This is a genomic window from Spirosoma sp. 209 (assembly GCF_002006735.1).
Taxonomy (GTDB): Bacteria; Bacteroidota; Bacteroidia; order Cytophagales; family Spirosomataceae; genus Spirosoma; species Spirosoma sordidisoli.
Genome location: NZ_MVEC01000023.1, coordinates 39,640 through 64,700, shown reverse-complemented (window position 1 = coordinate 64,700; position 25,061 = coordinate 39,640). Strand labels below are relative to the sequence as shown.

Genomic DNA, 25,061 nt, shown 5'->3' with positions numbered 1-25,061 from the left:
TGATTACTTTTTCCCACTCCGCTTGATGGGTCGGCCGTATTTGATCCGTTTCTCGGCGGCATAGTCGCGCCGGACGTTCACCTTCTGATTCTTAGCCGCTTTCTCATGAAAGGCCGGGCCAACATCCTCGCGTTTGGGCGCTTTGGGCTCAACGATCTTCATGTACACCTTCGGCTGTTCGTCATCGGTCAGCTCGTCCGAAATGGCCAGGTCGTCGGGTAAGGGCAGCATCGGAATGGTGTAGTTCATCAGCTGTTCGATAGCCGCCTGCTGGGGTTTCTCTTTCTCCGTAATGAACGTGATGGCAATACCGGTTTGGTCGGCCCGGCCGGTGCGTCCAATCCGGTGAATATAGCTCTCGGGTTCGGCCGGTACGTCGAAGTTGATCACGTGCGATACTTCGGCCACGTCGAGGCCACGCGCAATGATGTCGGTCGCAATGAGGATGCGGTAGGTTCCGGCCTTAAACCGCCTGACGGTCTCGAAGCGCTGATTCTGCGCCTTGTTGGAGTGGATAACCCCGATCTGATCCGGAAAGTCGTCGTCGATCTGGTCAAGCAGCTGATCGGCCAGGGCTTTCGTGGCCACAAAGATCATTACCCTGGTCATGTCGGCCTTCTGCCGGAGCAGATCGGTGAGCAGGTTGACCTTGGTATAAAAGTTGGGAACCAGATAGGCCGTCTGCTGAATGTTCTCCAGCGGAGTACCCACCGGAGCCGCTTCTACCCGGATGGGGTTGTTGAAATAGGTCTGGATCAGCTGCTCCACATCGCCGGTGATGGTGGCCGAGAACAGCAGGTTCTGCCGCTTGGGGGGAAGCAGGTCCAGGATATTTTTCAGCTGGGTCCGAAACCCGAGGTTCAGCATTTCATCGACCTCATCGATCACCATACGCCGGATCGACTTGGTTTTGACGGCACCGTTCAGGAGCAGATCGGCCAGCCGACCCGGTGTGGCGACCAGCACGTCGGCGCCTTTCTGCACCTCGGCCATCTGCGGCTTCATGTTAACGCCCCCGTACACGCCTACCGTTACGACGTTCATGTAGGCGGTCAGCTTGTTGACGGTTTCAACCACCTGCACCACCAGCTCGCGCGTAGGTACCAGAATCAGCACCTGCGGCTGTTTATCCTGGGTAAACTGGAACTGACGCAGACAGGGTAGTAGATACGCCACCGTTTTACCGGTTCCGGTCTGGGCAATACCGCATACGTCGCGTCCCGACATAACCACCGAAAATACATTCTGCTGAATGGTGGTGGGCGTCGTGTAGCCGAGGTCGGCAACCGCCTGCAGCAGCGGCTTGTTCAGATTCAGTTCCTCAAACGTCATGGCTCTTGTGCTAACGAAACCACGAAGGTACGGCTAATCTGCCGAATGCCCGGCCGGCGATGAAAAAGACCCCGTTCCGGGCAGGGCAACACCGGCCCATGTCCTAGGGTTCGCGGGTCCAGACCTCGTCGACTTTACCGCCGGTAGAACTCTGACCAGTATGCCGCCATTCGCTGCCGGACACGGTATCGGTGAAGGTCAGCGACCGGCCAACGCGGCTGTTATCGCGGGAGAAGAAATCGATGGTTTCGGTATACTGCCCATCCGCGAAGCGATAAGTCCCGCCACCCGTCCCGGAAAACTGCTTCGTTTGCGGGTTGATGGCTGCCCACTGAAACCGGGTGCCGGTCAGCAGCTTGATGGTTTTGCGCGCACCCCGCTGCATGGTCATGATTTGTCCGGCGTCGTTGGCCCGCCCCGTAATGCGCCACAGGCCTGCCAATGGTGTTTTATCGGATGGCTGATCCAGGTTCGCAAACGTCCGCACACCCGCCGGGCCGCTGAGCGTCAACTGCCCGTTCTTTAGCATGACCGAGTACGACTCAACCTGCCCCACCCGGCTGCTGTCGGCCGTATCGAACTCGACCGACAGGCTCAGCTTATCGCCCGACCGCTGCCAGGCTCCGCCCCGGGTACTGACAAACCGGCTGGCTTCATAAGTGGTCTGCATCAGGTAGTTGTCGACGATGGTCAGCATGACCGTTGCGTTGGCAGAGCCGGTCTGTTTCCAGGCGCCATCCAGGTCGGTGCGGGCCGGGCGGGTGGCCAGCAGAAATCCGCTGGCCATGATGGCGAAGCTAATCAGAAGCGTTTTCATAAGAGGGTTTACTTTGTTTATTTCCTTGGCATTATTTTCCCCGGCATGAATGCCGGGGCTAGTCATGGGTCGTGCTCCATGTGAATCCGGCCCGGTTCGGTCAATGACTAGCTCCGGCATTTATGCCGGAGAATCCGAAAATCAATCACTCCCCCGGCATGAATGCCGGGGCTAGTCATGGGTCGTGCTCCATTCAAATCCGGCCCGGTTCAGTCAATGAATAGCTCCCGCATTTATGCCGGAGAATCCGAAAATCAATCACTCCCCCAGCATAAATGCCGGGGCTAGTCATGGGTCGTGCTCCATTCAAATCCGGCCCGGTTCAGTCAATGAATAGCTCCGGCATTTATGCCGGAGAATCCGAGAATCAATCATTCCCCCAGCATGAATGCCGGGGCTAGTCATGGGTCGTGCTCCATCCAAATCCGGCCCGGTTCGGTCAATGAATAGATCCGGCATTCATGCCGGGGAAACATCAATACAGGAGAAACCGAGAACCCCGTACCCGATTACTGCTTTTCCAGCTTTTTGAGGGCCTGCTGTAGGTAGGCTTTGGATAGCCAGTTCGTACCGATCATAACCCCTTCGATGTTGCGGGTCTGGGTAATATCGGCCAGGGGGTTACCGCTCAGCAGGACCAGGTCCGACACGTTTCCGGTTTTGATAACGCCCGAGTCCGGTTTGTTCAGGTACGAGGCCACGTTGACCGTACCCGTCCGCAGCGTCTCGTAGGGCGTAAGTCCGGCATCGACCATGTAGTTCATTTCATGGTGGATGGAGAAACCGGGCACGTTGAAAATCTGGGGCGCGTCGGATCCCAGCAACAGCTCGACCCCGTTTTTCTGGCAGGCGTAGATGAGCTTCCGGCGGATGTCGATCAGCTTTTCAGCGTGTTCTTTCGAGAAGTTCGGGTTGCTCGTATAGCTGGTCTTGGCGTTGACCCAGTTCTGCACGTCCTGAGGCTTCATGTATTTCATCTCCGGATCGCCGGTGAAAGCTTCGGCGGGTTTGGGGGAAAGCCATCGCTCGGCCAGCGCCTGCGTCGGCACCACCCTTATTTTCTGGTCACGAAGCGCATGGACGAGTTTCGGAATGCGGGCGGCATCGGCCTGCCAGGCTATCCAGGAGCCAAATAGTCCCGTTTCGGGTTCGGCCAGGGTATCGCTCCCCGGCGTGATGGCTTCAATGAATCCATCCAGATGATCGATCGAGGAGTACCGCGCGTCAATGGCCCGCCAAACACCGACATTGAACGAAACATGACCGACAAACGGAATACCCACCTCCTGCGCAGTTCGGGCAATGGCCGGAAAGGTTTCTTTGGTCAGACCGGGGTGTAGCTTCAGATAGTCGTACCCGGCGGCTTTCTGCTCCCGTACCATTTCGGCCCCGCGCCCGGCGGTTTTTACGGTCTGTCCGTTAAACGAGGGACCTGTCGCATAGAAGTGCGGTCCCAGCACGTCACCGCTATTGATCATCCGGCGCAGTTCGAGGTGTCTGGGATGGCCGAGCATGCCGCGTATCGTCGTGATGCCGTTGGCCAGGTACAGCGTCAGCACCTCTTTCATCGGCTCCAGGTTATCGATGGGCGGAACGTGGGCGTGCATCTCCGCCCAGCCGGGCGTCAGGTACTTACCGGCCGCATCAATGATCAGCGCCCCGGGAGCCACCTTCACGCTGCCGTTGTTCCCCATGGCCGTGATCCGGCCGTTACGGACAACGACCGTCTGGTTAGTCAGCACCCGTTCCCGATCCATCGGAATCACATGAACTGACCTGAACACAATGTCGCGCTGGCGATTGCTGATCACCTCCTGCGCTAACCCGGCAGCAGGCAGAACCGTGAGGATAAAAAAAAGGAAGCGTAGCATAGGCATAAAGAAACAGGACCGGATAAAAGTAACCCTGATGCCTGCCGGGATCAGGGGTTAGCGGCAATGATCAGCCTGCCAATCAGGCAACCTGAACGTTCATTCGTAGTAATCAACAACGGGCGGGCCGGCAAAATAAGCACTCCTCTCGCGTAGACTAGCCAGGAACTCGTCGAGTTGCCAGGAGATGGTCTGGGGAAGCCGGTTACCCCGCCCCCTAAGTTATCCGGCCTGCTTCCGGTAGCTAATCACGAAAAAAAAGCTTACTTCTTTCAACTCGGTTACCAAACCCTTATCCAGAGGTCTACTCGCTTGACCGCTAAAAAAATATATCCCGCGCATCAGCACGTTGCCGAACCAACCCGTCGGGTGTATGAACCTATTTGGGCCCGTTCGGATTTTGGCTAATGATACGCTGGGCCGATCAGGCTGTCCTGTCGGCCTCCATGATAGCCTGATCGGCCCGGTGCTCAATATAACTAACCCATGAAGGTAAACGCAATTATTACAGGGGCCACTGGCATGGTTGGCGAGGGCGTACTCCATGAATGTTTACAGGACGCCGATGTAGAGCAGATTCTGCTGCTGAACCGTAAACCAACCGGAATTTCGCACGCCAAAGTACGTGAACTCATTCACGACGACTTTTTCGATCTGACACCTGTGGCGGCTCAGCTGACGGGCTACAACGCCTGCTTCTTCTGCCTGGGTGTATCGTCGGTAGGCATGACTGAAGCCGATTACTATCACCTGACCTACGATCTGACCATTCATGCGGCCCAGTTGATGGCGCGGCAGAATCCAGACATGACGTTCTGCTATGTTTCGGGCAGCGGCACCGACAGTACGGCGCAGGGGCGGGTGATGTGGGCGCGGATCAAAGGGGCTACCGAGAACGCACTGCGGCTGTTGCCATTCCGGAAAACATACATGTTCCGGCCCGGTTTTCTGCTGCCGACAAAAGGACTCAAAAACGTAAAGAGTTATTACCGGTATATTGCCTGGCTGTATCCGGTATTCCGGCTGGTACTGCCGAGCTTCGTTTCTACGTTGCAGGAACTGGCCAAAGCCATGATCAAAGCCACCACCAAAGGCTACGACAAGTCGATTCTGGAAGTCAACGATATCGTGAAGCTCGCCAAGTCCTGATGCGGGTGCGACAGTCGTCTTGCTACCAGGGTCCGCGTCCGTACCGGGACGAGCAGCCGGACAACCTGTCCGGACCACTTATGCGTCAACAAAACCATCCGGTCAGGGGTCCGTGTCCCCACGGACCTTGGTAGCAATGGGCACGCAGCCGCACCACGGTGGAAACGGGGGCGTATCGGTCACACATAACCATTTTACGGGCGGGGTACTTCCGCTATGTCGAGTTGCTGAATGAGCGCGGGGTTTTCGGGGGTAAGGGTGAAAAACACTTCGATGTTGGCGTTCTCGCCTTCGATGATGAAATGGCCGCGCAGCTGGTTCTCGGGTACCATCGCCCCAACCCGTTTGATTTTTCCGGCTTTGGCATACAACGTCTGCACCGCTTTCCGCCGGGTATCGACCGACTGATCAGGAAAGAAATTCTCGGCGAAGATGCCGCTCGATTCGGCGTTGGTCCAGTCGGGCAGGAGTTTGACCAGTTCGGCTTTGCGCTGGTTCAGGATGGGCGAAACGGGCAGCTGCCGGGGCATCAGGCCAGCCTGCGATACCAGTGTGTCGAGCACGACTGAGTTGATGGTTCCCAGCCCCGCATACGTCAGGTTTGCATAGGCAATGACAGCGATACCGTGGTTGGGTAACATGCGCCACTGACTACCGAAACCGGGCAAACCACCGCTATGGCCAACGCTCACCCGCCCCTCGCAGTTCTGCGACCAGCCGAGTCCGTAGCCATAGCTGCTGGTAACGGGACAGGGTTTACCGGCCGAGGTTTTTGCCTGGGTGGCCAGTCCCGAAAACATCCAGGGTTGCTGCATCTCCCGCACGGAACTGCGCTTCACGGGTCCGCGGTCAGCCTCGCTCCGCGGAGGCCACGCAGCCAGATGAAACGCGACATACTTACTAAAATCTTCGATCGAGGTGATCAGACCACCCATCGCCCCGTACGAACCGTCGTGCAGCAGTGGCTCCTCAACCCATTGCCCGTCCTGAGCCCGGTAGCCGTGCGCCAGCAGGTTGGCCGGTACGCTGCTGTATTCCCAGAGCGTCTGATCCATACCGAGTGGCTTCAAAATGGCATCGGTGATGTACTGCTGATAGGGCCTGCCCGACACCTTCGTGATGATGTTACCCAGCATGGCGAAACCGAGGTTACTATACTCGTAGGCCACGCCTGGCGCATTGGCACTGGTCAGCCCACCCTTAATGAGGTTGATCAGGTCGGCGTCCGAATCGGCCAGCTGGCGATCGCCCCAGGGGTTATCTTCCGGAAAGCCGGCCGAGTGGGTCATCAGGTTACGGATTGTGATCAGGGGCGCGTCGGCGGTGACGTACGCTATGGGTTTCAGTTCCGGGATGTACTGTTGCACCGGGTCGTCGAGCCGGAGTTTGCCCTGATCGCGCAGGTGGAGAATAGCCAGGGCGGTCAGACTTTTGGTCATGGACGCGATCCTGAACAGCGACTTAGGGGTGGCCGCCGTTTTCTTCGCCACATCGGTATAGCCCGTGCTGCCGGCATAAACCAGCTTTCCGTCGACCACGACACCGTAGGCCAGGGCCGGAAAATTACGTTTGACGGCATAGTCTTTATAGAGCTTATCGATCGTTGGCGCGAGGGCCTGTATCTTTTTCAGCCGGTCAGGGTCGGTGAAAACCGGGGGTTCGTAGGTCTTCACCGACGCTACAGGTGAGCCCACTGGCTGGGCATACAGGCTGGTCAGGGTAGAAAGCAGAACACAAACAGGGATAAGTCGCTGAAGCATGGCTATGAGGGAATGAAGCCCAAGATACGGCTTATCAGAAAAAGACGAGTGTAGACTCCGAAATCACGTATCGACCACGCCCCCCAATTCCGAGCCGCCCGAAACGAGCCGTCAGCCGACCTTTCGCAACAAATAGATACCGGCACTGTCCCTTCACGAAAAACCCGCTGGTACTCTTGGTCATTTCGGCGTACTTACCAACACGGATTTACGGGTGCGGCCGTTGGTGTGCCGTACCCGGCGAGATCGCCTGGTGATCATACCAGGTCTTCTTATCTGAACCAATACACGCGCGGTAATGCAGGCGCTTATTTCTATGGACACATCAACACTGCCGCGCTGGGCCACGGTACTGATTGGGCCCGAACTGGTATGGCTGCTGGCCTACGGATCAATGACCTTGCTGGCCAGGGCGAACCAGCCGCCCAACCCCCGTATCGACGATTTTATCGAGAACCTATGGGTACTCATCCCTGCACTGACGGCGCTGGTTTTCCTGCTCTGGTCTATTCCTGACGTGGAAAAGCGTGGGCTCCTGCTACGGGTATGGGTGGCAGGGATAGTTGGCGCTCACCTGGCCCTCGACAAAGGAATGTCGGCCTTCAGTCAGCAGGGACCCGGTATCGGAACGGCCTACCTCGTTGGCATGATCCTGGTCTTCGTGGTGCTTGTAATCGGCAGCATAGTCGTCTTCATCCGATACCGCTGATGACCAGTCGGCAAAGACGGCAGGTCCGTTACCAGCCCAACCGGGGCCATAACGGACCTGCTCTATGTTCATGATTTGTTGTTGACTGCTATTAGCGCGGCCCCCGCGAGCCCCCACGCCCAGCCGGAAATCCGCCCTGGGGCATCTGTGGCTGGCCAGTCGGTGCGGGTTGCCCCTGGCCGCGTGACTCGAACCCACCCGACCGCTGCGGCTGAACGGGGCTGTTGTCCCGTTGCGGGAACGACTCGACCCGCCCACCCCGACTCTGGGGCATCGACTCGCGCTGGGTCGGAATCTGTCCCTGACCGCGCGATTCGAAGGTGCCGCGCGACTGGCCACTCTCACGCTGCGGAAACGATTCGCGCCGACTCGGCTGCGGAAAGCCCGATCCCGTTTGTGGCGCCGGCTCAGTCGACTGAGCCTGGGGTTCATACCGGGGTGTGCGTCCCGAATAGTCAGACGACTGACCCCGTGGCGAATAGCGGGGGCTATCGTAGCGTGGTCCATCGGTACGGGATGCCCCCGAACCGCGTGACTCTACCCCTGGCACAGAGGCACCGGGAGCATCCACACGGGGTGCCTCCACACGGGGAGATTCGACACCGGTCGCACCCGTATAGGCCCCTGAATTGGTTCGATAATCGCGACGACCGTAGTCTGGCCGACTATTGGTGTAAGCCGGGCGATCGTTGGTATAAGCAGGCGCACCACCTCGCGAGCCCCGACTGGCCTCGGGCCGGTAGAAGCCAACGGTGTTGTCGCGCACAACCGTTCGTCCCGGGCGACCTGCGTTTTCGACCCGGTATACCGGCACGCTCCGTCGGGTTACGTATTCGATTTCTTCCCGGCGCGGTCCGTATGCATAGGCCCGGTTGTTAACCCGGTATACGTTATTGATAATGGTTGTATTGTGGTAGATATTCACCACACGCGGCCGGGGTACGCAGTAGTTGTACAGGCGCGGGCTGGTGATGTACACCTGCGGCACAAATACCCAGTAATCGGCCGGAATGTTGATGTTCACGTTGATGTTGATACCCGGTCCGAGCGGAGCCCAGCCGTAGTAGCCGCCCCCCGATCGCCACGATACCCAGGCCGGTCCCCAGTCGTAGCCCGGCACCCAGGCCCAGCGCCGATAGCGGTCGAGGTACCACCGTCCATAGTGGAATGGTGCCCAGCCCCAGGCGTAGTCGGACACCCAGGTGTTTCCATATTCCGTTACGACCCAATGGCCGTTGGTAGCGTAAGGCTGAAAGCCCGGCTCGACATTCGGAATCCAGACCCGGCCGTATTCGGGCGTGTTGACCCACTGCCCGTAGGGCCCCAGATCGTTATAAAAATCCTGCGACGGAACGGGACCACCCGGCTGGTTATAGGGTTGACCATAGGCCTGGTCATAGCCCGGCTGGTTATAATCCGGCTGTCCATAGTCCGGTTGACCATATCCGCCTTGTGCCAGCGTCGTCGTTATGCCAGCCAGGCTCAGCGCCATGCCGACAATCATTGTCCGGAAGTTCCCTGTCGTTTTCATCGCCTTGTGTTTGGCTTATAGCCATTAGATACCACTGATCGCGAAACGTTTAATCCGGGACGGATTATTTATTTCTCCGGCATGAATACGGATTAGTTACCCCGGCATAAATGCCAGGGCTAGTTATCAAACGAACCGGGCCGGATTTACATGGAGCACGACCTATGACTAGCTCTGGCGTTCATGCCAGAGGAATCCGAGATATTACATTACCCCAGCATAAATGCCGGAGCTAGTCATTGACCGAACCGGGCCGGATTTATATTGAGCACGACCTATGACTAGCTCTGGCATTCATGCCAGAGAAATCCGAGATATTACATTACCCCGGTATTCATGCCAGGGCTAGTCATCAAACGAACCGAGCCGGATTTACATGGAGCACGACCCATGACTAGGACCGGCATTCATGCCGGGAAAAATGAGGGGTATATGTATTGCCCGGTACGAATACCGGGCAATACATATACCCCATTAAAAATTCTTCCTCACGAACCTTATCCTTTCTGGCTGGTCATGCCGGGCTGGCGTTTGCCTTGCAGCCTGGGCCGGGAATCTTTGGTATTGTTCAGTTTGGAGAGGCTGCTTTCAAAAGCAACAGACAGACTCCCGGCATCATCGAACTGGCAGGTTACGGTTTCGTAATGCGCCGTTTCAATGAACCGCCACGTCATCAGGAACGTGTTGGCATCGGTCCAGGTGCCCGTACCCGCCACCCGCGTCTGGGTTTCGCCGGGAACGGGGGTGGCAACGAGTTTGAGCGGAGCCGTCGGGAAGGTCGTTTCGGCCTCGGCCCAGCGGTTCAGGCCGCACATCACCTGATGGGTCCCCCGATCGTCACGCAGTTTGAAGATACAGCCATCCTTTCCAAACGTCAGCGAAGCCGTAGTCGCCTTCAGGCTATTGTCGGCCAGGGCAAAGGTGTGGCCACTGATCGTAGCGGCCAGTGGCGAATTCGTATCCTGCTTCGAGAACGGCAGGGCCAGGCTTTTAAGTTTGCGGGTCAGGGGGTCGGTATCGGCTTTCCCGGCCGCCAGTCCTTCACCCCGCAGGGCCGGCAGGATATGGGTCCAGACGGCATCCAGAATAGCCTGCATATCGCCGGTTTCGGAGGTGATCGCCACCACCGCATCCTCCTTCGGCAGCACGATGCAATATTGTCCGAAGGCTCCATCGCCCCGATACGCATCATGCCGACACCGCCAGAACTGGTAGCCATAGCCCTGTAGCCAGTCGTTCTCCTCGGCTTTTCGTTTGCCGCCGGCCGACATCACCTGCGAGCGGGTAGCGTCGGCAATCCAGGCTTCGCTGATGAGCCGTTTCCCGTTCCAGACGCCTTTTTGCAGGTAGAGCTGGCCAAACTTGGCAATATCTTCGGTGCGGACCCGCAGGCCCCAGCCGCCCGTATTGATCCCGTTCGGGTCCACCTCCCAGTCGGCCCCTTCGATGCCCAGCGGATCCAGCAAACGCGGTTTAAGATAAGCCAGTACCGGCTGACCGGTCAGCTTCTGCACAAGGGCCGAGAGCATGTACGTTGCTCCGCTGTTGTAGACAAAGTGCGTACCGGGCTTGTGGTCGACGGGTTGCGCCAGAAACGTCCGAATCCAGTTCGTATTCCCGTCGGCGCGCATGGTGGCGGTCGTGTCTTTATCGTGGCCGGTCGACATGGTCAGCAGGTCTTTGACCCGCATAGCCGCCAGGTTCTCGCTGACCGTAGCCGGCAAATCGGCCTTGAAAAACGAAACCACTTTATCGTCGACAGACAGTTTCCCCTCCGCCACCGCCATACCCACGGCCGTTGAGGTAAAACTTTTGCTGAGTGAATACAGCGTATGTTTCAGCTGCGGAGCGTAGGGAGCCCACCAGCCCTCGGCCACGACCTGTCCGTGCCGAACTACCATCATGCTGTGGACATGCAGCTTCTCCGCTTCTACGGCGTTGAGGAAGTTCAGCAGACCCGTGGGCGAGACGCCCTGGAGGCCAGGCAGACTACGGGGCAGTTTGAGGGTACGGGCGGGTGCGCCCCAGCCCCAGCTCGTGTGGGCAACGCTCAGGCTCACGGCACCCAGGCCCAGCTGTTTCAGAAAAAGTCGGCGAGATGATATCACAACAGTAGATGAGTAGATGTGCCTGTCAAAGAACCACCCGCCCCAATTATACTTTGGTCTGCGCATCGGCAGCCCCTTGCTTACCAGCCGGTCTACGGTCGGGCATGTCGCATTTCCAGGCCTACCGACGTGCGGGGCTTAAAGCCCGTCCAGAGCTTGGTGTTGGCGTTTTCGTTCAGCTCAAAATAGCGGGCGTAATCCTGCTTTTTGAGGTGCATACCCAGAAAAGCCGTCACGAAATGCTGGTTGATGTTGTTGATACGCCGTTCGTTCCAGGCCGGTTCGGCGTAGCGCAGGTATTCATCGAGCGGCAACCCGGGCTTCAGCGACTCAGCCGGCGGGGGATTGGGGGCTACGTTATGCCGGGCGTTGAGGTAGGTCAGCAGATACCGATCGGCGTTGACGGCTCCGTCGTAAATTGCCTTGATCCCTTTCTCATAACCCGATATGTCGTCCTGGCTACCCGCCACGAAGAGCGTTGGCCGGGTCAGTCCCGCCAGACCCTCGGCATCCCAGACGCCCCGTTCCATGCCCCAGGGCGCAAACGCAACCACGGCTTTGATGCGCGGATCCTGCGAGGCTTTGTAGGCCGGCGAGCTGGTCGTGCGCGCTTCCAGCGCTGTGCTGCCACCGGCCAGTTGGCTGAAAAATTTGGCGGCCTGGGCGCTGTAACCGGCTCCGGCGGCATTGAGGGCGCCGTAGCCACCCATCGAATACCCAATCAGGGCCGTGTTGCTGGCATCGAGCAGTCCGGCCAGAAAGGTCTTGCTGGTCTTGGCACTCAGCCGGGCCATTTCGTTCAGCACAAACAGGTCATCGAGCGATCGGTTCAGCAGCGTACTCGGAAAACCGGCCGCATCGCGAAAAGTCGATTCGGCATGGTCGATCGAAACCACGACGTAGCCTTTCGAGGCCAGATTTTCGGTCAGGTAGGTGAACAGCAGGCGTGACCCCAGGTATCCGTGCGACACGATCACCAGCGGATACGCGCCCGTTCCGGGATCAGGGTCGGCATCGCGCAGAGCCCGCCCGGCAAAGGTGAACGGGATCAGCGGCCGCTTGGGATCGTTGGCACTGCCCATTACCTGCTCGTAGACCACCCGCTCGGCCTTCCCCGCCGGAATCCGGGCCGGGTACCAGATCTCGACCGTAAGCTGGCGATCATAACGGGGTGTCTGGCCTTCTTTGGTGCGCAGCACGTCGGGCTGATCGGTATTGGTTAGCGTCATGGTACGCACCCCAACCCCGTACGAACCCCGCGCAGCCAGTTCGGGCGCGTCGGGAAGCAGGTCGCCAAAGACAAAGCCATCCGGCGCGGTCTGGGCTGTCAGGCTGGATGGAACGAAAAAGAGGACAAGGAGGGCAGCAGTGAGGAAACGGTACACAGATAACATACGATGGCAGGGGTTTAGGAACGGTCGGCCCCGGCACAGGCCGGCGTCGGGCGGCCAATATACAGAGAAAAGGCAGCTCCCAACCGACCTATCGGACAATCGGGGGCAGCCGCGGACGGTTTGGCGCTGGTAACGGTGTCGGCTGCGTCATTTCGGCGTACTTTTGAGGTATGCTTACTCCCGAACAGTCGGCGCAGCTCCTGGCGAACCTGGGCATCACCGCCCTCAACCCCATGCAGGAGGCTGCCCAAGCCGCCATCCAGCCCGATACCGACACGTTTCTGATTGCCCCCACCGGCTCGGGCAAAACGCTCGGGTTTCTGCTGCCCATCTGTCAGCTCCTCGACCCCGCCCGCCCCGGCGTACAGTGTCTGATTCTGGTGCCGGCCCGGGAACTAGCCCTGCAGATCGAACAGGTCTGGAAAAAGATGGGAACCGGTTTTAAGGTCAATGTCTGCTACGGCGGCCATTCGATGGAGACCGAGCTGAAAAACCTCAGCAACCCGCCGGCGCTGCTCATCGGCACCCCCGGCCGCATCAGCGACCACATCGACCGGCAAACGGTTGCCCTCGACGGGATTCATACGCTGGTGCTCGATGAGTTCGACAAGTCGCTGACGCTGGGGTTTCACGAAGAGATGGCCTTTATTGTCGATAGCCTGCCCGCCCTCCGCAACCGGGTGCTGGTATCCGCTACGGCCGGCATTACCGTTCCCGATTTTGTCCGGCTCAACAACCCGACGAAGCTTAGCTTTGCCGCACCCGACGATACCGAAACAGGACTGGCGATCAGGCTGGTTTCCGCCCCGGCGCGCGACAAAATCGATACGCTGTTTCGGCTGCTCTGCTCCTTCAACTCCGAAGCCGCGCTTATTTTCTGCAACCACCGCGATGCCGCCGAACGAACCAGTGAGCTGCTGGCCGACAGGGGCATCTACTCGCTGGTGTACCACGGCGGTCTGGAGCAGGACGCCCGCGAACGAGCCCTCATCCAGTTCCGAAACGGCAGTGTCCGGTACCTGATCACGACCGATCTGGCGGCCCGCGGCCTCGACATTCCGGAGATGAAACACGTAGTCCATTACCACCTGCCGGCTCACCAGCACGAGTTTACCCACCGCAACGGCCGCACGGCCCGAATGCACGCGTCCGGTACGGCCTACGTCATCCTGCACCCGGCCGAAGACAGGCCTGCCTGGCTCCCCGCCGACCTGGAGGAGATGCCCCTGCCCACCGACGGCCCGCTGCCCCAGGCGCCCGAGTTTCAGACTCTGTACATCAGCGGAGGCCGCAAAAACAAGCTCAACAAAGTGGATATCGTAGGCTTCTTTTCGCAGCAGGGCAAGCTCGCCCCCGGCGACCTGGGCCTGATCGAGATAAAAGATTTTATGTCGTTTGCCGCCGTCAAAACAGCAAAAGTCAACGCCCTGCTGACGCAGATCCGGGACCTGAAAATGAAAGGTCGTAAATACAAAATCGAACTCGCCCGCTGATGGCCGAACACGTACCCTTTGGCGACCCTACCCTGCTGGTCGAACTGGTCGATTATAAAATGCCGTTCGGCAAATACAAGGGCGTGCTGCTTCGTCACCTGCCCATGGCGTATCTGGAGTGGTTCGCGCAGAAAGGGTTTCCGGCCGGCAAGCTGGGGCAGCTGCTCCAGACGCTGTACGAAATCCGGCTCAACGGACTCGACTATCTGCTCGACGGGCTGAAGCCAACCCGGCGGTAAGGCTGCCCCGGCTACTCGTCGGTCGGCTCGGGACGGGGGCCGTATTTGGCGTCCCGGATGGCGATCCAGTCGCGGGCGGTGCCGCCGGCCGAGAAATGATCATCTTCGTCCTGTATTTCCTGATCCCAGCTGAAATCGGCGGTAAACTGCCCCTGCGCACTCAGATCGATCTGCAGGTAGTTGGCGGGGGGCTGGCCTTCCTGCTTCCGCCGGATAAACAGCGCCTGTACGGCCTGCGTCACCTCGTCGGGCATATCGGTGGAGAGCGGCTCTTCCTCGCCCGCCGGGGTCAGGTAGGTGCCGTCGTACTCAATATCCTGTCCATCGCTCAGGGCCTGTACGTTCAGTCGGGCGATGGTCCATTCGTCAGGAATAGCGCGGCTGATGGCATCGGTCAGCAGGTCGTAAATTTCGTTGGTTGTCATAACGGAATAAATGGCGGTGCAGTTACGGCTCAGCAACGCCGAAGCGCCGGATTCAGGAGCAAAAGTAATCGGTCTGCTCCCGAACCCGGCGCTTCGGCGGTATATAAGTTGGCCAGTGGTCTAGACGGCGTTCCCGATCTTCATCTTGGCGGGGTCCCAGCTCACTACTTTTTTCTGGAACAGACTCATGTTGCCACACTGGGTGGGTCCGCAGGCCCGCAGCCCGAACGTAGCATCTTCGATGTTGGGCTTCTTGTCGCGAACCGAGTTGAAGAAATTCACGAAGTGCTCGTACCGGTCGCCTTTGTAGTCTTTGGGCACCGTATACTTAAACTCCTTCGGTCCTTCCATCTCGGGCACCGATGGGTACATTTTGTTGTACTCCGCCACGAACAGCTCTTTCTGATCTTTCGGGAAGTTATCGACCGACATGCCGGGTGCTTTTGGAAACTTGTTCTTGCGAACGGTCAGGCTATCCCAGCCGATAGACAGGTCGCCCTCGGTACCGACCAGCCGTACCAGATACGCTCCACCACCGCCATCGACGAAGTTAGACCGGGTGGTCAGGTTGAACTCCGGATGTTCGGCGGTTTTGGGGTAGTCGTAGATGCTGAGCTGAATATCGGGCACGTCGCGGCCGTCTTTCCAGTAGCGCGTTCCTCCGCTCGAATACACGCGGTTGGGACCGAGCGATCCGGTAATGGTATGCAGGCTCGTGAGCAGGTGTACGTACAGGTCGCCCGCAATGCCGGTACCGTAGTCCTGGTAGTTGCGCCAGCGGAAGAACCGGAGCGGGTCCCAGGGGCGCTTGGGGGCGCTGCCCAGGTACGTATCCCAGTCAACGGTCTGGGGCGATGCATCGGGCGGAATCGAGTACTGCCAGGCGCCCATCGCGCTATGCCGGTCGTACTGGGCTTCGGCAAAAACCAGCTCGCCAATGTCGCCTGCCTTCAGCAGTTCCTTGGCTTTGCTGATGATGATCGACGACGCAAACTGGCTGCCCACCTGAAATACCTTGCCCGTATCGGCGGCTACCTTGATGAGCGTGTGACCGTCTTCTACCTTCTGCACCATCGGCTTTTCGCAGTAGACGTGCTTGCCTTTCCGCATGGCGTCTGACGAAATTTTCTCGTGCCAGTGGTCGGTGGTAGCGTTGATCACCACGTCGATGTCGGAGCGGTCGAGCAGCGTGCGGTAGTCGCGGGTAACGGTCAGGCCATCGCCCCACAGTTCTTTGGCCCGGCGCAGACGGCCGTCGTAGAGATCGCAGGCGGCTACCATTTCAACCCCGTCGACCATGAGGGCGGTCTGCGTGTCGCCAATGCCCATGCCGCCCGTTCCGATCAGGGCCAGCCGGACCTTGCTGTTGGCCGAGGTGCTGGCGTGATTTTTTACCAGGTTCAGGTACTGGGTGGTGGGAGTGCTGGCCGCTTTCGTTTCAACCAGCGCCGTCGGAGCCGTTGCAGCGGCTACCCCGAGGGTCTTGAGAAATGTACGTCGGGATTTACTACCCATCGACTCCTGACTGTTGTCTTTCATCATGAATTGAGGTTAACGATTGGCTCAGGGTCGGTATGTGTCCTGGACTGCCGATCCACTGAGCGTATACAAAGTAACAAATTTTTAGAACGGTGCCGAAGCAAATGACAGGCATTATGTAGGGAACATTGCCTTTTTTACTCGATTATAGAAGGCGGGCACTTTCTGGCGCGGGTCGCCTTTGCCCAGCGTCTCGATGGGCAGATACCCTTTGTAGCCGGACGCGCGAACCAGGCGGGCTATCCGGTCCAGATCGGTATCTACTTCGTTACCGTTAACGAACAGCTTCTCCTTGATCTGCCAGGTAGCCGCCAGCGGGGCCACCCGGGCAATCTGCGCATACGGATCGCCGATGCGGAAACTGCCGATGTCCAGGTTGACGGCCAGCCAGTCGGACTTGACATGTTGCAGGATGTCGAGCAGCTGATCGGCCGTTTCGATGAAGTCAGCGTGATTTTGCAGCACCAGAATGATGCCCTGTTTCGCGCTATAGTCGACGCACTCGCCCAGGGCATCGACCAGCCAGCCCGTCACGGTTTCGCGGGTATGTCCGGCCGGCACCCCCTTCCCCGAAAAGATCCGCAGCACCGGAGCGCCGAGCCGGGCCGACACGTCGACCCATTGTTTGACCAGCCCGATGTCGGCTTTTCGTTTGGCCGGGTCGGCCAGTGTAAAATCGTTGCGTACGCCCGTCCCGCTGATGTCGAGCCCCAGCCGAAACGCCCGGCGCTTGATCTCGTAGAGGTAGCTGGTATCGGGTACGGCGGGGTAGCCCGGAAAATAATAGCCGGTCGGGTCGACGGCATCGAATCCGACGGCCGAGCAGAACGCCAGCACCTCCTGAAGGGTCATCTGCCCACTCATCAGCGGCTCGTTGAAGGAGTACAGGTTGCAGCTGAGCCGCAGCGGCCCACCGGCTTGTGGAGCAGCCACCGCCACCGCCCGACCTGCCGACTCGATACCGCCTGCGGTCAGCAGCGGCATAGCTGCCGTTGCCGCTTTGACAAACAGGCGCCGACTGGGTTGTTGATGAGCCATGGGTGAGTTGAGGGTCCTCTCCCATAAAGAAGCCGCCGGTACCCGATATACCCACCCTACGCCTGACTACCAGCCAGGGCCGAAGCCGGTAGCCAGGCCCACAAAAAGGGGAAGATGTTGGTAACACCTTCCCCAAATCAGTCATGCGCGGTATGCTACGTGATTACAACCGTACCACCTGACCCGTCCGGACGCTTTCGTCGCAGGCGAAGGCGATGCGGAGGCTGTTGACGGCGTCCTGCAAATGGTCTGTCAGGTCAAGATTTTCCTGGATGGCGCGCCGGAAATAACGCTGTTCGCGGTTGCAGAGCTCCTGATGGTCGGGTTCGTCGTGCATATCGATCCAGGTATCGGGTTGCGTAAACTGATCGTCGGCGGTGAGGTCGGCCCGGTGAACGCGCAGCGATTCGGTCTTGGTGTGCGCATCGACATTGTCCGACTGCCCGGTATTGCCAGCGTTTTTGGCTACGATCGACACACAGCCTTTGGGGCCGATCACATCTTTGACGAAGAAAGCCGTTTCGCTCATCATGGGGCCCCAGCCCGCTTCGTACCAGCCTACGGACCCATCTTCGAACCGAATCTGGAGCTGGCCGTAGTTGTAGTTATCGGCCGGGATATCATTGGTGAGCCGGGCGCCGATGGCCGTTACCTGAACCGGTTTGGAGCGGGTCATCTGGCACATGACATCGATGTAGTGAACGCCACAATCGACAATCGGGCTGAGCGACTTCATCAGGTTGCGGTGTACCGTCCACATCTGTCCGTGGCTCTGCTGGTTAAGGTTCATCCGCATCACGAGCGGTTTGCCCAGCTGCTGCGCTTCGGACACAAACCGTTCCCAGGATGGGTGAACGCGCAGGATATAGCCGACTACTACTTTTTTATCGGCTTTCCGGGCCGCAGCCACCACCCGCTCGGCGCCTTCTACGGTATCGGCCAGGGGTTTTTCGATGAAAACGTGGCAGCCCTGTTCGAGCGCCATCAGCGCAAATGACTCATGCGTATCGGGGTAGGTGGAGATGCAGACCGCATCGGGTTTGGTTTCGGCCAGGGCCGTGGCATAATCGCTGAACAGCGGATACCCTCCGCCGAGTTTTTCGTTGAGAACGTGTTTGCTGTTCCCGGTCGAAACGATGCCGCAGATATCAAATCCGTCGAGCGTCTGGTACGCACTGGCGTGCGACGCGCCCATATTGCCACAACCGACAACCAGTACGCGAATAGAAGGAGTAGTCATCCGGCAAAGATAAAGCAAATGCCCCACCTACCGACCGCCGTATGCGGAACGCCTGTACGGACCACGTAGAGACGCGATCCTTCGCGTCTCACGCGCGTCAGCAACAAACCATCCGGGCGGGAGACGCAACCGCCCGGATGGTTTTGCCCTTGCGTCTCCTATGGGTCAGCAAAACCATCCGGGCAGGTGGTCCGTGAGGACACGGACCATGGTGAAGTGAAGGTCCGACTGCGCATCCCGGACTACGCGTCTCGGTGAGGACACGGACCACGGTGGAAGAACGCCTGTACGGACCACGTAGAGACGCGACCCTTCGCGTCTCACGCGCGTCAGCAACAAACCATCCGGGCGGGAGACGCAAGGGATTGCGTCTCTACATGCCGACAGCAAAACCATCTAGATAAATAAATGGTCCGTGTCCTCACGGACCACGGTGCAAGGGCAACCCCCGTCTCTTACTCTCCTAATCCTTTCAGTTTCTGCTTCGTATCGGCGTCGGTGGGGTCGAGCAGCAGCGCCTGGCGGAACGCATCGACAGCCCGCTGCTTCTCGCCACGTAGCTGGTAAAGGTCGCCCAGACGTGCGTATACGATGCCTTCTTTGGGATACTGCTCGCGGGCCAGCTCCAGGATAGCCTCGGCAGCGGGCAGATTGGCCGGTCGGCTCAGCGCAAAATCATAGGCCATGTACGTCAGCTGATACACGTTGAGCTTCAGCGCCCGATAGCCGGTAACCGCATCGGCCAGGCGATTCATGCGGATCAGCTCGTTGGGTAGGTAAACGTCCTCGGGTAGTCGAGGCCAGGGCTTCCGGTCCCACTCGATGCGTAGCGAATCGATACGCCCCGTCTGACCCCGGCTAAAGTAAGCTTTGGCGGTATAGTCGGTCAGGGCGATGGTATCGGGGCCCACGGGTACACAGATGATGTCGCTGCCGTTGTTGATTTTTTCGATGAGCAGGTTCCCGGCGCGCCGAATCGACACAACCTCGTCGGGCCCGCGCTGGTAACGGCCTACGTAAGCATCCAGCAGGGTATCGGGCAGGACTTTGGGAACGAGCGGCTTCGGCAAAAAATCGGTCCAGCGGTAGACCTGCGCCACCGCCCGCCGAATTTCTTTACCCAGTTCAGACGCGCCATTGTTGTTGTTCATCATCACCACCATGCCGTTCCCGCCTTCCACGCTGCCGATGGCGTAGGCAATAAAGCCCGCGTTGGTGCCTGTATGCTCAAAATAGCGCCCGCGTTCGTTGGTGCTCAGCGCACTTTGCAACAGAAACGCGCCCAGCCCGATCTGCTCCCGCATGAAGCCTTCACTAACCACAGCCAGCGGCTGCATCATGGCCCGCGCCGACGCCTGGCTCAGCAAACCGCCCCGACCCCGATAGCTGTTTTGCAGGTCGATCATGAGCCGGGCCAGCTCGGCCGGGGTGGCATATAGACCGGCGGCAGCCTGTTGCGGATACACGTAGGGCATCCCTTTGAACCAGCCGTTCGACGAATAAGCCCCCGAGGCATAGGGAGCCAGCGCAGGCGGCAGCGGCTGCGCAAAGGTAGTGCGGGTCAGCCCCAGCGGTTTGAACAGCAGCGTTTCGGTCAGGGTCGCAAAATCCTGCTTCATCACGTCCATCAGCGCCATCTGCACCACCAGATACCCTCCGCCCGAGTACCGAAACTCTTTACCTGGTTCGCTGTTTACGACCACCGGACGGCTTTCAGTGCCCGGCTTCCCGGCCAGTATTTCCGGCACGGATGGCCATGAACTCCGGTCGGGCGTATACCCGAAATAAGACGACTGACTCGTGCCGCCCCGGTGGCTGAGCAGCATACGGAGCGTAACGGGCGTTTTCCGCGTGTAGTCGCTCTCGGCCAGTTTCCAGGACGTCAGGTATTGGTTGATGGGCGTGTCGAGGTCGAGTTTGCCCTGATCGACCAGGCGCAGCGCGGCCATGGCCGTCACCAGCTTGGAAATCGACCCCGCCGAAAACATGGTTTCGGCCGTAACCGGTTTACGAGTAACCGTATCGGCCAGCCCGTACGACTTCTGCCAGTCCAGTTTATAGTTACGAATGACCGCCACCGTCAGGCCGGGTACCTGATGAAAGCGCATCCGTTCTTCGAGCGACCAGCCGTTCAGCCCGGCTACCGGCACGTAGGGAATAAGATTATTTTCGACGGCGGCAATCCGGTCGGCCAGCCGGGCGGGGGGTTGCGCCCAGGCGTTATTGACAACGGACAGGATGAGCCAAAGAGCAGGCAACAGGGTTCTGACAGTCATAGTCGGGTGATTTTTGGCTCAAACATCCGACTCCTGGAGGTCTGCGTCGTCCCGAAGTGTGATTTGGGACATCTTCAGATACGCTTTTGGGGTATATCCGGTCTGTTCTTTGAAAACCCGGTTGAAGGTTGTCTTCGACGAAAAGCCCGCATCGAAGGCCAGCGCCAGAATAGTCAGTCGCTCGGTGTCGCCGGCGGCCAGGCGTCGTTTCACCTCACCGATCCGGTAGGTATTGATAAACTCGTTGAACGACTGGTTGAAGCCGCCGTTGATGATGCGCGACACGGCGTTTGGCGTTTCGCCCAGGTGGCGGGCCAGCGAGGCCAGGGTCAGCTCCGGGTCTTTGTAGAGTTCCTGCTCCCGGATCGCGTCGAGCACCTGCCTGCGCTGATCGGCCGAAACGGGTAATAGCCGACCAGCTTTTTCGATCTTCTGCAACCGGTCATAGAGCAGTCCGATCAGCGCCAGTACGTACACAAAAACGGGCAGTATCTGCGAGGTCAGATAAAAGCGGGGCCACCGCGGGGGCAGGTAGGCCTGATTTACCAGCGGCTCAACAACGGCTATGCCGTAAAATACGGTCAGTCCATTCAGCAGAATCCGCACCCATCGTTCCGATGCGTAGGGCCGGCTTCGGTAGATGGCGTACAGCACCATCAGGCAGGTTCCGTAATGGTCTACGTAGCGGGTATAGGGTTTGTGGACGTTCAGCCAGAACCAGGCTTTGGTGTCGAGCGACTGGACCATCAGTACCGTATAGAACAGCCCCTGCACCGCGACCGGCACCCAATACCAGCGCAGCCCCGGAACCGCCTGCCCCGCCCGGGACCGCACGTATCCGTACAGCAGCGGCCCGAAACTCCAGGAAAAGAACAGCGGGGAGAAATACAGCCAGCGGTGGTAGTAATACACGCCCGACCGGCTCAGAAAGTAATCGACGACCTGTAGGGTAAGCCCGCCAATGAGCCAGGCCAGCCAGCGGTTAGACGCCCGGTCGGACCGGAGAAAAAGGAGGATGGCCGTAGTGACGCCCTGTACGATGCAGAACAGATCGAACAGGTTTCTCAGGTCCAGATAAACGGTCATACGGCGACAGAGGATTACCGGCCTAATCTACACCGATTTTCTGATTCTGGTATCGCCTTGCTGCTCTTAATACGTGATCTCGCTGATCTGGAGCACGTCCTCGCCCTTCATGGTCCGGACCGCCACCAGATCGCCGGTTTTCTTTCCCTGCATGGCGCGGGCAATGGGAGCGGTGAAGGCGATCAGGCCCTGGGCAGCATCGGCCTCATCCACGCCCACCAGCGTAAGCCGGCGTTCGGGCGGGGTGGTTTGGCCGGGGCGGGGTTTGAGCGTAACGGTGGCGCCGAAGCGGACCTCGTCCGTAGCCGCATGATCGTGCGGATCGACAACCCGCGCGCTGGCAATACGCTGGTTCAGCAGCCCGATGCGCCCGTTCAGTTCGGCCAGCTGGCGCGTCCGCTCACTGTCGTCGGCCGACCGGGCGGCAACCTGAGCGCGTTCTGTTTCCAGCCCGGCCAGTTCGGCCCGGAGCAGCGCCAGGCCCCGGGGCGTAACGTAATTGGCAACACCCGGCGGCAGCGGTGCCCGCGCCGGAATCACGACCGGATCATCGGCCGACTCGTTTTTCAGAAAAGCCCGGCTCATCGCGTTGAGGTTTGTTTACAGCATAACCACCCAGACAAGCCGATGTTTATCACAACCGGAGCTGACCACGCCGAATCAACCTTTCCGGCTTTAACGGATCAGGCCGGGCCAGTCCCCCTATGCAAACGTAGCTAGCGGGAACCGGCCGAACGCTCACAGCGGGATAGCACGCTCGGTCAGGTCTTCGACGGGGATCGTCCAGGCGCAGCGGAAATGGCCGAGGGGACAGGCCGGCCGACCGTGAATACCGCAGGGTTTACAATCGAGGAGTTCGGGCGTCTGCACAACAACGGCGTCGTTGGCCAGCGGGCCGAAGCCAAATTCAGGAACCGTTGAGCAGAAGACGGCCGTGGTGGGCGCGTTCATAGCCGAGCACAGATGCAGCGGGGCCGAGTCGTTGACGTAATTCATGATAGCCCCTTCCACGAGCGCGGCCGACTGGAGGAGTGTCAGCGTGCCCGCCAGGTTTTTCACCCCGTTGCGCCCGCTGTCCTGCCCGATCTTCTCACAGACAGCCGCATCGGTGGGCGCGCCCAGCAGATAGACCGTCAGGTGGCGGGGCAGCGACTGAATCAGTTCGACCCATCGTTCGGCCGGGTATTGTTTGGTGAACCAGACCGAGGTGGGTGCGATACACACGTACGACTGGCGCTGCAGGGGCTGAACCGTATCGTAGTCGGCCTGCGACGGGTAGAGCCGGGGGCGGGTCCGCACGTAAGAGAGACCCAGCGGTTTCAGCATCCAGGCGTTTCGGTTCACCTCATGTACCCCCGGCATGAACTTATGGGTAATACGGTGGGTAAAAAAGCGCGAAAACGGATTTTTATCGAAGCCTACCGTAACGCTGGCGTTCGACAAGGCCGTCAGCAGGCCGGTGGCCCCGAAGCGCTGCAGGTTCAGCACGGCATCGTACCGACGCGCGCGGATAATCTTCAGCAACGCCCACAAGCTACCGTATTTGGCCCCTTTCTTATCCCAGATCAGTACTTCGTTGAGGAAGGGATGATTGGCCAGCAGACTCTCGTTACCTTTCCGAACCAGTACATCCAGTACCGCCTGCGGACGAGCGCGACGTAGTTGTTCCAGCAGAGCGGTTGCCAGGATTACGTCGCCGATGAACGCGGTTTGAATAATCAGGAACCGGGGCGGATTACTATCGGTTATCATGAGTACGCTGGTCTACGTCAGGTGGACGGCGTTTATGGCTTAGAATGGAAGATTACGAAGTTTATACCCTGCCCAACGGTATTCGGATTGCGCATAAGCAGATGCCCCATACGCAGATCGCTCATTGTGGTATTATGCTGGACATCGGCAGCCGCGACGAACAGCCCCATCAGCAGGGACTTGCTCACTTTTGGGAGCATATGGCTTTCAAAGGTACGGAGAAACGAAAATCCTACCACATCATTACCCGACTCGAGACCGTAGGTGGCGAACTGAATGCCTATACTACGAAAGAAAAAGTGTGTTTTCACGCGTCGGTGCTGGGTGCGCACTTCGAAAAAGCAACCGAATTGCTGGCCGACATCACCTTTCACTCGGTTTTTCCGGAAAAACAGATCGAACGGGAACGGGGCGTTATCCTCGAAGAGATGGCGATGTACTATGATTCGCCCGAAGACGCCATTCAGGATGACTTCGACGAGCTGATGTTTCCGAACCATGCGCTGGGCGGCAACATCCTCGGCACCACCGAAACGGTTGGCTCGTTCCGGCGCGAAGACCTGCAGCGGTTCATCGGCGAAAATTACGACACCCGCCGGATCGTGTTCGCATCGGTCAGTAACCTGCCTTTCAAACAGGTGGTGAAGGTGGCCGAGAAGTACCTGCGCGATGTGCCCGAACAGCACGCTATCCGCCAGCGAAAAATTCCTACCGACTACGTGCCGCGCCAGACCCGGGTTGAACGACCCATTACGCAGGCCCAGTGTGCGCTCGGACGCCCCGCCTACGGGCTGACCGATCCGCGCCGGCTGCCGTTTTTCATGCTCGTCAACCTCCTCGGCGGGCCGGGCATGAACTCGCGGCTGAACCTGAACCTGCGCGAAAAGAACGGCCTCGTTTACTCCATCGACGCCAGCTATACGCCTTTTCTGGACACGGGCTTCCTCGGCATTTACTTCGGCACCGACCCGCGCAAGGTAGACCGGGCGTGTACGCTGATCATGAAAGAGCTGAAACGACTGCGCGAACAGCCCCTCACGACCCTGCAACTGCACCAGACCAAAGAGCAGCTGGTTGGTCAGCTGGCTATGGCCGAGGAAAGCAACAATAGCTTCATGCTGATGATGGCCAAAAGCCTGCTCGACATCGACCGGGTAGAGGCTCTCAACGATATCTTTAACGACATCAAAGCGGTAACTGCCCGGGAACTACAGGACCTGGCGCAGGAAGCCTTCGTGGACGATCAGTTTTCGTCGCTCACCTTTGTTCCGGAAAAAGAGTAGTTCCTGTAGCCCCGACGGG

Annotated in this window: 20 protein-coding genes; 5 read left to right on the top strand and 15 right to left on the bottom strand. The window is 58.9% G+C overall.

Annotated features, from left to right (window positions below; all coding sequences use genetic code 11):
* Nucleotides 1–3 precede the first annotated feature (3 nt).
* The 3 genes from B1C80_RS25365 to B1C80_RS25355 all read right to left on the bottom strand — a co-directional run bounded on the left by B1C80_RS25365 (nt 4) and on the right by B1C80_RS25355 (nt 4,020).
* Nucleotides 4–1,332 carry a DEAD/DEAH box helicase gene (locus B1C80_RS25365; protein ID WP_077923996.1) on the bottom strand — a complete coding sequence of 443 codons (1,329 nt, stop codon included), beginning with the start codon at nt 1,330–1,332 and terminating at the stop codon, nt 4–6.
* A gap of 103 nt (nt 1,333–1,435) precedes the next feature.
* Entirely contained in the window at nt 1,436–2,149 is a 714-nt protein-coding gene (locus tag B1C80_RS25360) for a membrane or secreted protein (RefSeq protein WP_077923995.1), read from the bottom strand.
* Between the two features lie 509 nt (nt 2,150–2,658).
* The gene (locus B1C80_RS25355) at nt 2,659–4,020 is read right to left on the bottom strand and encodes an amidohydrolase family protein (RefSeq protein ID WP_077923994.1); all 1,362 of its coding nucleotides are present in this window, start codon (nt 4,018–4,020) and stop codon (nt 2,659–2,661) included.
* Nucleotides 4,021–4,506: 486 nt separating this feature from the next.
* Between B1C80_RS25355 and B1C80_RS25350 the strand changes: the two genes are divergently transcribed.
* Nucleotides 4,507–5,169: an NAD-dependent epimerase/dehydratase family protein gene (locus tag B1C80_RS25350; protein ID WP_077923993.1), complete on the top strand. Its 663-nt coding sequence runs from the start codon at nt 4,507–4,509 to the stop codon at nt 5,167–5,169.
* A gap of 194 nt (nt 5,170–5,363) precedes the next feature.
* On the opposite strand, the gene B1C80_RS25345 is transcribed toward B1C80_RS25350, so the two are convergent.
* A complete protein-coding gene (locus B1C80_RS25345) occupies nt 5,364–6,929 on the bottom strand; it encodes a serine hydrolase (RefSeq protein WP_077923992.1) in 1,566 nt (521 codons plus the stop codon).
* Between the two features lie 316 nt (nt 6,930–7,245).
* Between B1C80_RS25345 and B1C80_RS25340 the strand changes: the two genes are divergently transcribed.
* On the top strand, nt 7,246–7,638 hold the full coding sequence (locus B1C80_RS25340) for a hypothetical protein (protein WP_077923991.1): 393 nt from the start codon (nt 7,246–7,248) through the stop codon (nt 7,636–7,638).
* A 91-nt stretch (nt 7,639–7,729) separates the two neighbouring features.
* Here B1C80_RS25340 and B1C80_RS25335 read toward each other — a convergent pair whose 3' ends face one another.
* The 3 genes from B1C80_RS25335 to B1C80_RS25325 form a co-directional block, all read right to left on the bottom strand.
* Complete coding sequence (locus B1C80_RS25335; RefSeq protein ID WP_077923990.1) at nt 7,730–9,169, bottom strand: DUF6600 domain-containing protein; 1,440 nt, start codon at nt 9,167–9,169, stop codon at nt 7,730–7,732.
* Nucleotides 9,170–9,666: 497 nt separating this feature from the next.
* Nucleotides 9,667–11,277: a serine hydrolase gene (locus tag B1C80_RS25330; protein ID WP_201723590.1), complete on the bottom strand. Its 1,611-nt coding sequence runs from the start codon at nt 11,275–11,277 to the stop codon at nt 9,667–9,669.
* A gap of 92 nt (nt 11,278–11,369) precedes the next feature.
* Nucleotides 11,370–12,671 (bottom strand): dienelactone hydrolase, encoded by a 1,302-nt coding sequence (locus B1C80_RS25325; protein WP_077923988.1) that lies wholly within the window; start codon nt 12,669–12,671, stop codon nt 11,370–11,372.
* Nucleotides 12,672–12,841: 170 nt separating this feature from the next.
* Here B1C80_RS25325 and B1C80_RS25320 point away from each other — a divergent pair, with 170 nt between their 5' ends.
* Together B1C80_RS25320 and B1C80_RS25315 are read left to right on the top strand one after the other, a co-directional pair.
* Nucleotides 12,842–14,164 (top strand): DEAD/DEAH box helicase, encoded by a 1,323-nt coding sequence (locus B1C80_RS25320; protein ID WP_077923987.1) that lies wholly within the window; start codon nt 12,842–12,844, stop codon nt 14,162–14,164.
* On the top strand, nt 14,164–14,403 hold the full coding sequence (locus B1C80_RS25315; RefSeq protein WP_077923986.1) for a DUF3820 family protein: 240 nt from the start codon (nt 14,164–14,166) through the stop codon (nt 14,401–14,403). The genes B1C80_RS25320 and B1C80_RS25315 overlap by 1 nt, the downstream gene beginning before the upstream one ends.
* Before the next feature lie 11 nt (nt 14,404–14,414).
* Here the strand turns inward: B1C80_RS25315 and B1C80_RS25310 are convergent, their stop codons facing one another.
* The 8 genes from B1C80_RS25310 to B1C80_RS25275 all read right to left on the bottom strand — a co-directional run bounded on the left by B1C80_RS25310 (nt 14,415) and on the right by B1C80_RS25275 (nt 23,759).
* Nucleotides 14,415–14,828, bottom strand: coding sequence for a hypothetical protein (locus B1C80_RS25310; RefSeq protein WP_077924130.1), 414 nt, complete (start codon nt 14,826–14,828; stop codon nt 14,415–14,417).
* Nucleotides 14,829–14,948: 120 nt separating this feature from the next.
* Nucleotides 14,949–16,370, bottom strand: a complete 1,422-nt coding sequence (locus B1C80_RS25305) for a Gfo/Idh/MocA family oxidoreductase (protein ID WP_139361742.1) — start codon at nt 16,368–16,370, stop codon at nt 14,949–14,951.
* 111 nt (nt 16,371–16,481) lie between these two features.
* Nucleotides 16,482–17,405, bottom strand: coding sequence for a sugar phosphate isomerase/epimerase (locus tag B1C80_RS25300; protein WP_077923985.1), 924 nt, complete (start codon nt 17,403–17,405; stop codon nt 16,482–16,484).
* Between the two features lie 163 nt (nt 17,406–17,568).
* Nucleotides 17,569–18,645, bottom strand: coding sequence for a Gfo/Idh/MocA family protein (locus B1C80_RS25295; protein ID WP_077923984.1), 1,077 nt, complete (start codon nt 18,643–18,645; stop codon nt 17,569–17,571).
* A 455-nt stretch (nt 18,646–19,100) separates the two neighbouring features.
* Nucleotides 19,101–20,921, bottom strand: coding sequence for a serine hydrolase (locus B1C80_RS25290; protein ID WP_077923983.1), 1,821 nt, complete (start codon nt 20,919–20,921; stop codon nt 19,101–19,103).
* Between the two features lie 18 nt (nt 20,922–20,939).
* Nucleotides 20,940–22,007 (bottom strand): AraC family transcriptional regulator, encoded by a 1,068-nt coding sequence (locus B1C80_RS25285; RefSeq protein WP_077923982.1) that lies wholly within the window; start codon nt 22,005–22,007, stop codon nt 20,940–20,942.
* A 66-nt stretch (nt 22,008–22,073) separates the two neighbouring features.
* Nucleotides 22,074–22,592, bottom strand: a complete 519-nt coding sequence (locus B1C80_RS25280; RefSeq protein WP_077923981.1) for a GreA/GreB family elongation factor — start codon at nt 22,590–22,592, stop codon at nt 22,074–22,076.
* A 153-nt stretch (nt 22,593–22,745) separates the two neighbouring features.
* A complete protein-coding gene (locus B1C80_RS25275) occupies nt 22,746–23,759 on the bottom strand; it encodes a glycosyltransferase family 9 protein (protein ID WP_077923980.1) in 1,014 nt (337 codons plus the stop codon).
* 44 nt (nt 23,760–23,803) lie between these two features.
* Here B1C80_RS25275 and B1C80_RS25270 point away from each other — a divergent pair, with 44 nt between their 5' ends.
* Nucleotides 23,804–25,042 carry a pitrilysin family protein gene (locus B1C80_RS25270; RefSeq protein ID WP_077923979.1) on the top strand — a complete coding sequence of 413 codons (1,239 nt, stop codon included), beginning with the start codon at nt 23,804–23,806 and terminating at the stop codon, nt 25,040–25,042.
* Nucleotides 25,043–25,061 lie beyond the last annotated feature (19 nt).